General features: G+C 73.5%; 11 protein-coding genes and 1 pseudogene. 10 read left to right on the forward strand and 2 right to left on the reverse strand.

Annotation, left to right across the window (positions count from 1 at the left end; genetic code table 11):
• Positions 1-753 (forward strand): annotated as a pseudogene (locus tag GA0115242_RS42370) (serine/threonine protein kinase); the annotation flags it as partial.
• Positions 754-764: 11 nt separating this feature from the next.
• Here the strand turns inward: GA0115242_RS42370 and GA0115242_RS35935 are convergent.
• On the reverse strand, positions 765-1517 hold the full coding sequence (locus GA0115242_RS35935; protein WP_093835852.1) for an SLATT domain-containing protein: 753 nt from the start codon (positions 1515-1517) through the stop codon (positions 765-767).
• A 267-nt stretch (positions 1518-1784) separates the two neighbouring features.
• On the opposite strand from GA0115242_RS35935, the gene GA0115242_RS35940 reads away from it, so the two are divergent.
• The 8 genes from GA0115242_RS35940 (at position 1785) to GA0115242_RS41080 (ending at position 8739) form a co-directional block, all read left to right on the forward strand.
• Positions 1785-2129, forward strand: coding sequence for a YbaB/EbfC family nucleoid-associated protein (locus tag GA0115242_RS35940; RefSeq protein WP_093835853.1), 345 nt, complete (start codon positions 1785-1787; stop codon positions 2127-2129).
• A gap of 67 nt (positions 2130-2196) precedes the next feature.
• Positions 2197-2796: a recombination mediator RecR gene (gene recR / locus GA0115242_RS35945; RefSeq protein WP_093835854.1), complete on the forward strand. Its 600-nt coding sequence runs from the start codon at positions 2197-2199 to the stop codon at positions 2794-2796.
• Positions 2789-3448, forward strand: coding sequence for a DUF5063 domain-containing protein (locus GA0115242_RS35950; protein ID WP_093835855.1), 660 nt, complete (start codon positions 2789-2791; stop codon positions 3446-3448). The genes recR and GA0115242_RS35950 overlap by 8 nt, the downstream gene beginning before the upstream one ends.
• Positions 3449-3569: 121 nt before the next feature.
• Entirely contained in the window at positions 3570-3983 is a 414-nt protein-coding gene (locus GA0115242_RS35955) for an SsgA family sporulation/cell division regulator (RefSeq protein WP_093835856.1), read from the forward strand.
• 233 nt (positions 3984-4216) lie between these two features.
• Positions 4217-5494: an aspartate kinase gene (locus GA0115242_RS35960; RefSeq protein ID WP_093835857.1), complete on the forward strand. Its 1278-nt coding sequence runs from the start codon at positions 4217-4219 to the stop codon at positions 5492-5494.
• Positions 5494-6552 carry an aspartate-semialdehyde dehydrogenase gene (locus GA0115242_RS35965; RefSeq protein WP_093835858.1) on the forward strand — a complete coding sequence of 353 codons (1059 nt, stop codon included), beginning with the start codon at positions 5494-5496 and terminating at the stop codon, positions 6550-6552. The genes GA0115242_RS35960 and GA0115242_RS35965 overlap by 1 nt, the downstream gene beginning before the upstream one ends.
• A 502-nt stretch (positions 6553-7054) precedes the next feature.
• A complete protein-coding gene (locus tag GA0115242_RS35970; RefSeq protein ID WP_093835859.1) occupies positions 7055-7630 on the forward strand; it encodes a SigE family RNA polymerase sigma factor in 576 nt (191 codons plus the stop codon).
• 59 nt (positions 7631-7689) lie between these two features.
• Positions 7690-8739, forward strand: coding sequence for a hypothetical protein (locus GA0115242_RS41080; protein ID WP_161353450.1), 1050 nt, complete (start codon positions 7690-7692; stop codon positions 8737-8739).
• A gap of 4 nt (positions 8740-8743) precedes the next feature.
• Here the strand turns inward: GA0115242_RS41080 and GA0115242_RS35980 are convergent, their stop codons facing one another.
• Positions 8744-9577: an SURF1 family protein gene (locus tag GA0115242_RS35980; protein ID WP_176729979.1), complete on the reverse strand. Its 834-nt coding sequence runs from the start codon at positions 9575-9577 to the stop codon at positions 8744-8746.
• A 145-nt stretch (positions 9578-9722) separates the two neighbouring features.
• Between GA0115242_RS35980 and GA0115242_RS35985 the strand changes: the two genes are divergently transcribed.
• Positions 9723-11651, forward strand: a complete 1929-nt coding sequence (locus tag GA0115242_RS35985; RefSeq protein WP_237549513.1) for a S9 family peptidase — start codon at positions 9723-9725, stop codon at positions 11649-11651.
• The last annotated feature ends 512 nt before the right edge of the window (positions 11652-12163 follow it).

The following is a 12163-nucleotide window of genomic DNA, read 5'->3' on the forward strand; positions in this document are numbered from 1 at the left end:
GGCGGCTTCGGCCCCGAACCCGGCGAACCCGGCCGGGCGAACGGTTTCGGCGCCCCCGCCTTCGCGGGCCCGCCCGGCCCCGCCGCCCCCGTGAACGGCTACGGGTACCCGCCCGGCCACGGCGCCCCCGGCGGACTCCCGCCGTCCGGGCCCGGGTACACCGGCCCGCTCACCCTCTCCCCGCCCGCCGAGCCGCCCCGCCGCGACGGGCGCTCCACGGCCGCCCTCCTCGCCGTCGCCGTCGTCGTCGCGATCGGCGCGGGCGGCTCGGTGTACGCGCTCCTGAACGGCGGCGACGGCACCGGCGGCGACGGCGGCCCGTCCCCGTCCGCCACCGCGCCCGCGACACCCGGCACCCGCTCCCCGCAGGCGTCCCCCACCCCGTCGTCCGCCTCGGCCCAGGGCGCCGTCCCGACCGGCTACCTCGGCACCTGGCGGGCGACGATCACCAACGCCGACGGCGAGAACACCCGCACGCTCACCCTCACCCAGGGCGATGCGGGCGACACGGTCCTCTCCCTCGTCGCCGAGGGACCCACCGCGAACGGCGGCTACCACTGCGTCTTCCAGGCCGAGCTGACCCGGGAGCCCGGCCCGGGGGAGCCGCTGGAGATCGGCCCGTCCCTCGTCCGGTCCGGCGACTCGGGCTCCTGCACCCCGGGCGCCCCCACCGAGATCAGGCTCCTGCCCGACGGCAGGCTGGAGCGGGTGAACACCGAGACCGGCGAGAAGCTCGCCTACGACCACGGCTGACCGGGCCCGCCTCAGCGGGGCTCGGGCGGGCGCTGGCGCGGCATGTTCGGGCGCGCGGGCGGGGGCGGCGGCATCGGGAAGCGGTACGGGGCGCCACCCAGCTCCTGGCGGGAGCCGGGGGCCAGCGCCGTCTGGATGCCCATCGGGGCCGCGCCGGTGCGGAACTCCACCATCCAGTCGGCCGTCTCCACCCGCACCAGCTCCGTGACGTCCTCCGAGAACCGGCGCAGCACCGCGAGGCACCGCTCGGCCGCCTCGCTCGCCGTGCCCTCGGTCGGGCCGAGCATCTCCCGCACGCTCTCCGACGCCCAGTCGAACTGGAGCACCTGGAGCCTGCGCTGCACCGCCTGCGCCGTCGCCACGTCCCGCATCCAGCCGGACGTCAGCCCGAAGAACCGGTCCACCGCCACCGACGCCACCGCCGCGAGCAGCGCCAGATAGCCCCAGGCGGCCACCCCGTCCACCACCCCGGACAGATCGAGGAGCGGCAGCGCGGCGCCCGTCACCGCGCCCGCCGACGCCGTGGCCCGCAGCACCCGGGCGCAGCGCCGCTTCCAGACCCGGTCCGCCAGGTACCAGGACGCCGTCTCCAGCGCTCCGTGCTCCACCCACCGGTACAGCTCGTGCAGCCGGTCGGCGGGCTCGCCCCAGTCGCCGAGCGGGAACGCCCGCCCGGTCAGATCGCCGGGACGCAGCACGGCGGCGCCCTCGTCCCGCCCGTCCTGGTGCGGCGGCCCCTCGGGCTGCATCTCCGGCTGACCCACCCGGCACTCCCAACTGGCCGATCACTCCTGATCGGCCACCCACTGATCGGTCACCCTCTGTGACACGCGATGCTCCTGTGTCGGAACCTTCCTACCGCTCAACGGGTGGCGCGGGGATCACTTTGGCTGCTTTTACGCCCAGAAGACGGCCTTGATCAGGTATAGGCGCCCTGACCGGCTCACTCGAAAGAGTGCCGGGGCGAGGCACCCGTGGACCACGTAGGCTCGTGCAGAGCGGCAGAACGTACCGACCAAGGAGCCCGAATCGTGATCCCCGGTGGTGGCCAGCCCAACATGCAGCAGCTGTTGCAGCAGGCCCAGAAGATGCAGGAAGACCTGGCGCGGGCGCAGGAGGAACTGGCGCGCACCGAGGTCGAGGGCCAGGCGGGCGGCGGTCTGGTGAAGGCCACCGTCAACGGCTCGGGCGAGCTGCGCGGCCTGCGGATCGACCCGAAGGCGGTCGACCCGGAGGACACCGAGACGCTCGCCGATCTGGTCGTGGCGGCCGTCCAGGCGGCGAACGAGAACGCCCAGACGCTCCAGCAGCAGAAGCTCGGCCCGCTCGCCCAGGGCCTGGGCGGCGGCAGCGGCATTCCCGGCCTGCCTTTCTAAGCAGGCCGCGGCGAACTACGGTACGTACCGTAGTTCCGAGAGGAACCCCAGAAAGGGCGGCAGTCCGTTGTACGAAGGCGTGGTCCAGGACCTCATCGACGAGCTGGGGCGGCTGCCCGGCGTCGGTCCCAAGAGCGCGCAGCGGATCGCCTTCCACATCCTCCAGGCGGAGCCGACGGACGTCCGTCGGCTCGCGCACGCCCTCATGGAGGTCAAGGCCAAGGTCCGGTTCTGCGCCACCTGCGGGAACGTCGCGCAGGAGGAGCTGTGCAACATCTGCCGCGACAGCCGCCGCGACCGCGCGGTGATCTGCGTGGTCGAGGAGCCGAAGGACGTCGTGGCGATCGAGCGGACCCGTGAGTTCCGCGGCCGCTACCACGTGCTCGGCGGCGCGATCAGCCCGATCGAGGGCGTCGGCCCCGACGACCTGCGGATCAGGGAACTCCTGGCCCGGCTGGCCGACGGCGAGGTCACGGAGCTGATCCTGGCCACGGACCCCAACCTGGAGGGCGAGGCGACGGCGACGTACCTCGCCCGCATGATCAAGCCCATGGGCCTCAGGGTCACCCGCCTGGCCAGCGGCCTCCCGGTGGGTGGCGACCTGGAATACGCGGACGAGGTGACCCTCGGACGCGCCTTCGAGGGGAGACGACTCCTAGATGTCTGACGCCACGCTGCACGCCACGACGCGGGACCCGGACGACTTCGCGGTCCAGATCGCGGACCAGGTGGAGAGCTTCCTGGTGTCCGTGACAGAGGTCGCGAAGGGGGACGAGCCCGGTTCCGCGGTCCCCTTCCTGCTCCTGGAGGTCTCCCAGCTGCTGCTGGCGGGCGGCCGCCTGGGCGCCCACGAGGACATCCTCCCGGACGAGCGCTACGAGCCCGACCTCGGCCCCGAGCAGGACGTGGACGAGCTGCGCGAGGACCTCGCCCGGCTGCTGGAGCCCATCGACGTCTACAGCGAGGTCTTCGACCCGTACGAGCCCCGCAAGGCGCCGGTGGCCGCCCGGATCTCGGACGACCTCGCCGACGTCATGGCCGACCTGCGCCACGGCATGGCCCACTACCGGGCGGGCCGGGTGACCGAGGCCCTGTGGTGGTGGCAGTTCTCCTACTTCTCCAACTGGGGCTCCACGGCCTCGGCCACGCTCCGCGCCCTGCACTCGATCCTCGCCCACATCAGGCTCGACCAGCCGCTGGCCGAGCTGGACGGCCTGGACACCGACCAGAGCCTCGCCGACGACGCCCTGGAGGACGAGGCGGGCCAGGTCATGGCCGAGGAGATCGCGGGCCCGCTGGGGCTGCGGCCCGTCAAGTAGGCGGCCCGGGGCCCGCCGCGGACCGGTCGGCGGGCCACCGCCCGTGCGGGCGTGACGCAGGTCACGTGAAATTCCTCGCCGACCGGCGTAATTACAGCGGCCCCACCGTGCTCCAACTGGCATGCACATAACCCTGGAACAGCCCACCGGCGCCCACCTGGTCATCCGTGACGGCCAGGAGCTGCCCATCCCGCTCACCCTCCGCTACACCTCGGACGACCCGCTCGCCGTCCACGCGGACTTCCCGGCCCATGTCTCGGTCGGCGACGAGAAGGTGACCTGGACGTTCGCCCGCGCGCTCCTCGAAGAGGGCCTCGACGCGCCGGCCGGGGTCGGCAACGTGCACATCAGACCGGCCGGACCGCGGCGCACCGTGGTCGAGCTGCACGCCCCCGAGGGGGTCGCGATGGTCTGCTTCGACACCCCCGTCCTGCGCCGCTTCCTGACGCGCTCCCACACCGTCGTCGAACCCGGCGGCGAGCAGATCGGCGCCGTCCTCGACGACAGCCTGACGGCGATGTTCGGCGCGGTGTGAGCCCGCGCGGGGCCGTCCGGGGTCCGTCGGAGGCCCGTGGCGTGGCCCGTCGCGGGCCCGTCCGGGGCCCGTCCACCGGGGGGAGTGAGGTGGCCCACTTTCCGGAGTGGGGGCGTCCGCGACGGGCAGGTAACCCGGCGAGCGGGCGGGTCTCACCATGTGGCATCACAGGGGGCGATTCCGGGCGCTCGGTAAACTGAGCCGACACACACGGGACTGAGCGAGGAGCGCACGTGGGCCTTGTCGTGCAGAAGTACGGAGGCTCCTCCGTAGCCGATGCCGAGGGCATCAAGCGGGTCGCCAAGCGGATCGTGGAAGCGAAGAAGAACGGCAACCAGGTGGTTGTCGTCGTTTCCGCGATGGGCGACACGACGGACGAGCTGATCGATCTCGCCGAGCAGGTCTCCCCGATGCCCAGCGGCCGGGAATTCGACATGCTGCTCACCGCCGGGGAGCGCATCTCCATGGCGCTGCTGGCGATGGCGATCAAAAACCTGGGCCACAGCGCCCAGTCGTTCACCGGCAGCCAGGCCGGGGTCATCACCGACTCGGTGCACAACAAGGCCCGGATCATCGACGTCACCCCGGGCCGCATCCGCACCGCGCTCGACGAGGGCAACATCGCCATCGTCGCCGGGTTCCAGGGTGTGAGCCAGGACAAGAAGGACATCACCACCCTCGGCCGCGGCGGCAGCGACACCACCGCCGTCGCCCTCGCGGCCGCCCTCGACGCCGAGGTGTGCGAGATCTACACCGACGTCGACGGCGTGTTCACCGCCGACCCGCGGGTGGTCAAGAAGGCCAGGAAGATCGACTGGATCTCCTTCGAGGACATGCTGGAGCTGGCCAGCTCCGGTTCCAAGGTGCTCCTCCACCGCTGTGTGGAGTACGCGCGCCGCTACAACATCCCGATCCACGTCCGCTCCTCGTTCAGCGGGCTGCAGGGCACGTGGGTCAGCAGCGAGTCGATCGAACAAGGGGACCAGAAGGTGGAGCAGGCCATCATCTCCGGTGTCGCGCACGACACCTCCGAGGCCAAGATCACGGTCGTCGGCGTGCCCGACAAGCCGGGCGAGGCCGCCGCGATCTTCCGGACCATCGCCAACGCCGAGATCAACCTCGACATGGTCGTGCAGAACGTGTCGGCGGCCTCCACCGGCCTGACCGACATCTCCTTCACCCTCCCGAAGACCGAGGGCCGCAAGGCCATCGACGCCCTGGAGCGCAACCGCCCCGGCATCGGCTTCGACTCCCTGCGCTACGACGACCAGATCGGCAAGATCTCCCTCGTCGGCGCCGGGATGAAGACCAACCCGGGCGTCACCGCGACCTTCTTCGAGGCGCTCTCCGACGCCGGGGTGAACATCGAGCTGATCTCGACCTCCGAGATCCGCATCTCGGTCGTCACCCGCGCCGACGACGTGCCCGAGGCGGTCCGCGTCGTGCACACCGCCTTCGGCCTCGACTCCGACTCGGCCGAGGCCGTCGTCTACGGAGGCACCGGACGCTGATGGCGCGGAGCGCTCGGCCGACGCTCGCGGTCGTGGGAGCGACCGGGGCCGTCGGCACGGTCATGCTCGGGATCCTGTCCCAGCATGCGGACATCTGGGGCGAGATCCGCCTCGTCGCCTCCCCGCGCTCGGCCGGCCGCAAGCTGACCGTGCGCGGCGAGGAGGTCGAGGTGAGCGCCCTCACCGAGGACGTCTTCGACGGCGTCGACGTCGCGATGTTCGACGTGCCCGACGAGGTCGCCGCCGCGTGGGCGCCCGTCGCCGTCGCCAGGGGCGCCGTGGTGGTCGACAACTCCGGCGCCTTCCGGATGGACCCGGACGTGCCGCTGGTCGTCCCCGAGGTCAACGCGCACGCCGCCAGGCGCCGCCCGCGCGGCATCGTCGCCACCCCCAACTGCACCACCCTGTCGATGATCGTGGCCCTGGGCGCGCTGCACGCCGAGTTCGGGCTGCGCGAACTCGTCGTCTCCTCCTACCAGGCGGTGAGCGGCGCGGGCCGGGCCGGGGTGGATGCCCTGCGCCGGCAGCTCTCCCTGGTCGCGGGCACCGACCTCGGCACCCGGCCGGGCGACGTGCGCCGGGCCGTCGGCGACGACACCGGGCCGTTCCCCGAGCCGGTCGCCCTCAACGTCGTCCCGTGGGCCGGATCGCTGCGCGAGGACGGCTGGTCGTCGGAGGAGATGAAGGTGCGGGACGAGTCCCGCAAGATCCTCGGCCTGCCGAAGCTGCCCGTCGCCGTCACCTGCGTGCGGGTCCCGGTGCTCACCACGCACTCCCTCACCGTGCACGCCCGCTTCGAGGACGAGGTCACCGTCGACCGGGCCCGCGAGATCCTCGCCACCGCCCCCGGCGTCGTCCTCTTCGACGACCCGGCCGCGGGCGAGTTCCCCACCCCCGCCGACGTGGTGGGCACCGACCCCACCTGGGTCGGCCGGGTCCGCCGGGCCCTCGACGACCCGACCGCCCTCGAACTCTTCGTCTGCGGCGACAACCTGCGCAAGGGCTCCGCCCTCAACACGACCCAGATCGCCGAGTCGGTGGCGGCCGAGACCCGCTGACCGACGGGACGTCAGCACCCCTGCCGGGGGCGCCCCGCACCGGAAAAGCCCTGGCCAGTCATACGATCACTTGTAAGATCCTTGTGAAGTGTGAGCCGGAAGATGGTCCGGACCACTTGTGACAAACCTCCCGCGCGACAGAGGATTTCCTTCCTCGTTCCTCGCAACCGAGCGAAGGGCGGGAGCGTCTTTGCGGTCGTCCTTCACGGGGGGCGCGCGGGTGCGCGGTACGGGGCGTGGGGACGCCCCGGTTCCAGGACACAGGGGAAGAACGGGTGGCCATGAGGGCGTTCGACGCACGGTCGATTCTGCTGCCTGACAGAAGAGAGCGGGTGGACGGACACGGAACGAGAGTGACGCGCGGCACGTACAACCCTCGCGGGGGGAAGCGTGTCCAACTGGCGTGGCTGAGGTTCTCGACTTTCCTGCGGGCGCACGCGGCACGGCCCTCCGGCCGCCCCGGCGGCCCCTCCGACCCCGTGTGCCCGGTGCGCCCGGCGGCATGCCGGTGATCGCGCCGATGCCCGCAGCGCGCCCCGCCCGCATCCCAGGCCAGCGTGACGGCGCCGACGACACCGCGGCGGCCGGCACCACCGTCGACCACCTCACCGAGACGTACCGGGCGCACTACCGCTCGCTCCTCGGTCTGGCGGCGCTCCTCCTCGACGACACCGCCTCCTGCGAGGACGTCGTCCAGGAGGCGTTCATCCGCGTGCACTCCGCGCGCAAACGCGTCCGCGACCCCGAGAAGACCCTCGCGTACCTGCGCCAGACGGTCGTCAACCTCTCCCGCTCCGCGCTGCGCCGCCGCATCCTCGGCCTGAAGCTGCTCTCCAAGCCGATGCCGGACATGGCGAGCGCGGAGGAGGGCGCCTACGACCAGTTGGAGCGCGACTCCCTGATCAAGGCCATGAAGGGCCTCCAGCGGCGGCAGCGCGAGGTCCTCGTGCTGCGGTACTTCGCAGACATGACGGAGGCCCAGGTCGCCGAGACCCTCGGCCTCTCCATCGGCTCCGTGAAGGCGTACGGCTCACGTGGCATAGCCGCCCTCCGGATAGCCATGGAGGCACCGGTATGAGCGGCGGCACCACCCACGAGCACGACGACGACAGTCCATCGCAGGCAGGGAACGCAACCGTGAACGACAGCGCCGACGACGAGGGCCCCGACGGGCTCGGCTCGGACGAGCTGGCCCTGCGCAGGATGCTGCACGAGGCCGTGCGGACGGTCGAACCGGCCGACGGCACCCTCGACCACCTGCGGCGCGCGGTGCCCGCCCGGCGCACCCGCAAGCGGCACGCGGCCATCGGCATGGCCGCCGCCGCCCTCCTCGTCACCACCGCCGTCCCGGCCCTGCTGCACGTCTCCGGGGTCAGCGACTCCGACGTCGACCCGTCCGTCGCGGGCCAGGCCTCCCGCACCCCCGGCGAGCAGGACCGGGACCACGGCAAGGACGGCGGCGGCCGCTCGGGCGGCACCGGCTCCGAGAAGTCCCGCGACAAGGACGCGGGCGGCGACCGGGACGGCGACAAGGGCGAGGAGACCGGCGCGGGCAAGGGCGGCGGAGCGGCCACCGGCGGCGGCGAGGCCGGTACCGCGAGCACCCGCCCGTGCACCGCCGACCAGCTCGGCTCGGCGACCGCGGGCACCGACGCCCCCGACTCGGTCGGCACCGTGTACGGCGTCTTCCGCGTCTACAACATCTCCGCCACCACCTGCACCGTCACCGGCGCCGGGACGGTCGGCACGCTCGCCCAGGGCGCGGCGGACGGCACCCGGGTGACCACCGCGCGGCACACCGCCGGGGACGCCGCGGGCGGCCTGCCCGACCCGGCGGGCGAGGTCGGCTTCGTCTCGCTGCGGCCCGGCGACGCGTACGCCGTCAGGTTCGCCTGGGTGCCCTCCGAGACCTGCCCGACCACGGGCGGCAGCGGCGGCACCGACACCGGCGGCACCTCGCCCGAGCCCACCCCGAGCGGGGACGGCTCCGGCGGCGGCACCGGTTCGGCCTCGGGCTCCGCCGAGAGCAGCGGCCTGAGCGGGCAGTTCCTCACCGAGGACGGCACCGCCGACGGCAGCGTCGTCATCACGCACACGGCCCCGACCGGATCACCGACGACCTCGGTGACCGTGGGCAACGCGTGCGCGGGGACCGTCTACCACACCGGCCTGCTCGCCGGGGCGTGACGCGTCAGACGGAGGTACCGGCCGGGGCCCGGTCGGCGGCGGACGGCGGCGTCGTCCCGTCGCCGTCCGGTCCGGCCGCCCCGTCGGCGATGCCCATCTCCGCGTCCCGCTGGAACTCCGCCTCGCGGCGCACCAGCCGGAACCACATGAAGACGACGAAGCCCGCGAAGACGAACCACTCCCCGGTGTAGCCCAGGTTCTGGAACGCCTTCAGGTCGAGCCCGGTGTTCTGCGGCGCGGACGCGGGCACGGCCGTCATCCCGGAGTCGGCGTCGGCCAGCGTGATCCACGCGTCGTAGACGCGGTACGGCACCAGGTTGATCAGGGACGCCGAGCTGATCGCCGCGGTCTGCCCGGCCGGCAGGCCGCCCGCCGCGCTCACCCCGTTGTCGCCGGGCGTCTCGGAGGCCTGGAGGGCGCCGCTGACGGTCACCTCGCCGGTCGGCGCGGCCGGTGCCCTCGCCGGATCGGCGGCACCCGGCAGCCAGCCCCTGACCACCGGCAGCGCGCGCCCGCCGTCGGTGCGCAGCAGGGTCAGCACGTAGAAGCCCTCGCGCCCGTCCAGCTCGCGGCCGGGCACCAGGAGCTGCTCGCCGTACCGGCCGGTCGCGGTCGCGGTCGCCCCGGACGTCGCCTGGTCCACCGGGAGCAGGTCGGCCAGCGGCCTGGCGGGCCCGCGCGCGGCCCGCGACACCTGCGCGTCGGCCCGGTCGTGGGCCTGCACCCGGTCCTCGAAGCGGCTCAGCTGCCAGGACCCCATGAAGACGCAGAAGGGGATGGCGAGCAGCACGAAGACGTTGATTCCCCACCAGCGCGGTGTCAGCAGAAACCGGTACACACCCCCAAAGGTACGGGGCCGCCGCCGGGCGCCGGGGCGCGGGGTCGGGGGCCGGCCCGCCGATCTGGTAAGCACCGGGTAGAAGTTGTCCCCGGGCTGGGGCCCTGACCAGTGAATTGTCTGTGCGGGCGGGCAGGATGGGGCCATGACTGAGAGCAACGGGCCGGCGGCACCGGACGAGCGGGACGAGCACGACCAGCGGAACCAGCGGATGGGGCAGGAGGAGGTCCCGGACTGGGAGAAGCGCTTCCGGGCCCCCCGGGTGTCCCTGCCCGACTGGGCGGAGGACGCGCCGGACCACGCCCTGTTCGTGTCGAACGCGACGGGCACCTACGAGCTGTACGCCTGGGACCGGGCCACGGGCGCCCGCCGCCAGGTGACCGACCGGCCGAACGGCACCACGGACGGCACGCTCTCCCCGGACGGCGCCTGGATCTGGTGGTTCGACGACAAGGACGGCGACGAGTTCGGCGTCTGGCGGCGCCAGCCGTTCGGCGGCGGGCCCGACGACCTCGCCACCCCCGGCCTCGCCGCCTCCTACCCGGCGGGCCTGGCCCTCGGCAGGGACGGCCGCACGGCCGTCGTCGGCCGCTCCACCGACGAGGACGGCACGACGATCCACCTGGTGCGCGAGGGCGAGGACCCGGTGGAGATCTACCGGCACCGCGAGTCCGCGGGCGTCGGCGACCTCTCCCACGACGGCACCCTGATCGCCGTCGAGCACACCGAGCACGGCGACGCCATGCACTCCGCGCTGCGCGTCCTGCGCCCGGACGGCACCGCCGTCGCCGAGCTGGACGACACCCGGGGCGGCACCGAGGAGCTGGGCCTCGACGTGCTCGGCTTCGCGCCGGTCGCCGGGGACACCCGGCTGCTCGTCGGGCACCAGCGCCGGGGCCGCTGGGAGCCGCTCGTCTGGGACGTCGCCACCGGCGAGCAGACCGACCTCGCCCTCGAACTGCCCGGCGACGTGAGCGCCGAGTGGTACCCGGACGGCTCGGGCCTGCTCGTCGTGCACGGCTTCGAGGCCCGCAGCGAGATGTTCCGCTACGACCTGGCGACCGGCGTCGCCGAGCGGATCCCGACCCCGCCGGGCACCGTCTCCGGGGCGACGGCCCGCCCCGACGGCAGCGTGGAGTACCTGTGGTCGTCGGCGGAGAAGCCCTCCGCGGTGCGCTCGACCAGCGGCGAGGTGGTCCTCGACCCGCCGGGCATGAAGTCCCCCGGCTCGGTGCCCGTCCAGGACGTGTGGGTGGAGGGTCCCGGCGGCCGCATCCACGCCCTCGTCCAGAAGCCCGCCGGGGCCGAGGGCCCGCTCCCGACCGTCTTCGACATCCACGGCGGCCCGACCTGGCACGACAGCGACGCCTTCGCCGCGAACCCGGCCGCCTGGGTCGACCACGGGTACGCGGTGGTCCGCGTCAACTACCGCGGCTCCACCGGGTACGGCCGCGCCTGGACCGACGCGCTCAAGCACCGGGTCGGCCTGATCGAGCTGGAGGACATCGAGGCGGTGCGCGCCTGGGCGGTCTCCTCGGGCCTCGCCGACCCCGACCGGCTGATCCTCACCGGCGGCTCCTGGGGCGGCTACCTCACCCTGCTGGGCCTCGGCGTCCAGCCGGACGCGTGGGCGCTGGGCATCGCGGTGGTGCCGGTCGCGGACTACGTCACGGCGTACCACGACGAGATGGAGGCGCTGAAGGCGATGGACCGCACGCTGCTGGGCGGCACCCCCGAGGAGGTCCCCGACCGCTTCGAGGCGTCGTCGCCGCTGACGTACGTGGACCGGGTCAGGGCGCCGGTGTACATCTCCGCGGGCGTCAACGACCCGCGCTGCCCGATCCGCCAGATCGAGAACTACGTCGACCGCCTCCAGGCGAGGGACGCGGTCCACGAGGTCTACCGGTACGACGCGGGCCACGGCTCCCTGGTCGTCGACGAACGCATCAAGCAGGTCAGGCTGGAACTGGAGTTCGCGGAACGCCACTTGGGCACGGGCACGGGCACAGTGACGGGCACGGCGACGGGCACGGCGGAGGGAGGGCTCGGGGGCCGGATCGAGAAGGGGGCGTAGGCCCGGGGCGGGGGTTTAGGGGCGCAGGTCCGGGTTCGCTTCGGGGGTGGGGAGGGGCTTGGGTCCGGCTCGGAGTTCGGCGGGGGCGGGGCCGGGGGCCGGTTCGGGTTCGGGTTCGTTGGGCCTGCGGCCTGCGGCCGGTGCCCGTGCCCGTGCCGGTGCTTGTGCGGGTGCCGGTGCCCGTGCCGGGTGTGCGGGCTGGCCCGTCGTCAGGGCTGGTCCCGGTGCCGGGTGTCGGGCCGGTCCCCGTGCCGGGGTCGTCCCGATGCCGGGGTTGTCCCGGTGCTGTAGCTGGTCTGGTGTTGGTGCTGGTGCTGGTGCTGGTGTTGGTCCCGGTGCTGGTCCGGGGTCAGGGGCGGAGCGGGGATCTGGGGGTGGTCGTGCCCGGGGTGTCCCGGCCGCGGCGGCCCAGCAGCTCCGCCAGCCCCCGCCGGGTCGCGGCCAGCACCACCCGGTCGGTGGCGCGCAGCACGTACGTGCCCGGCAGGTCCCACACCAGCCCGGACGCCCCC

Source organism: Streptomyces sp. SolWspMP-5a-2, from assembly GCF_900091845.1.
GTDB classification, from domain to species: Bacteria; Actinomycetota; Actinomycetes; order Streptomycetales; family Streptomycetaceae; genus Streptomyces; species Streptomyces doudnae.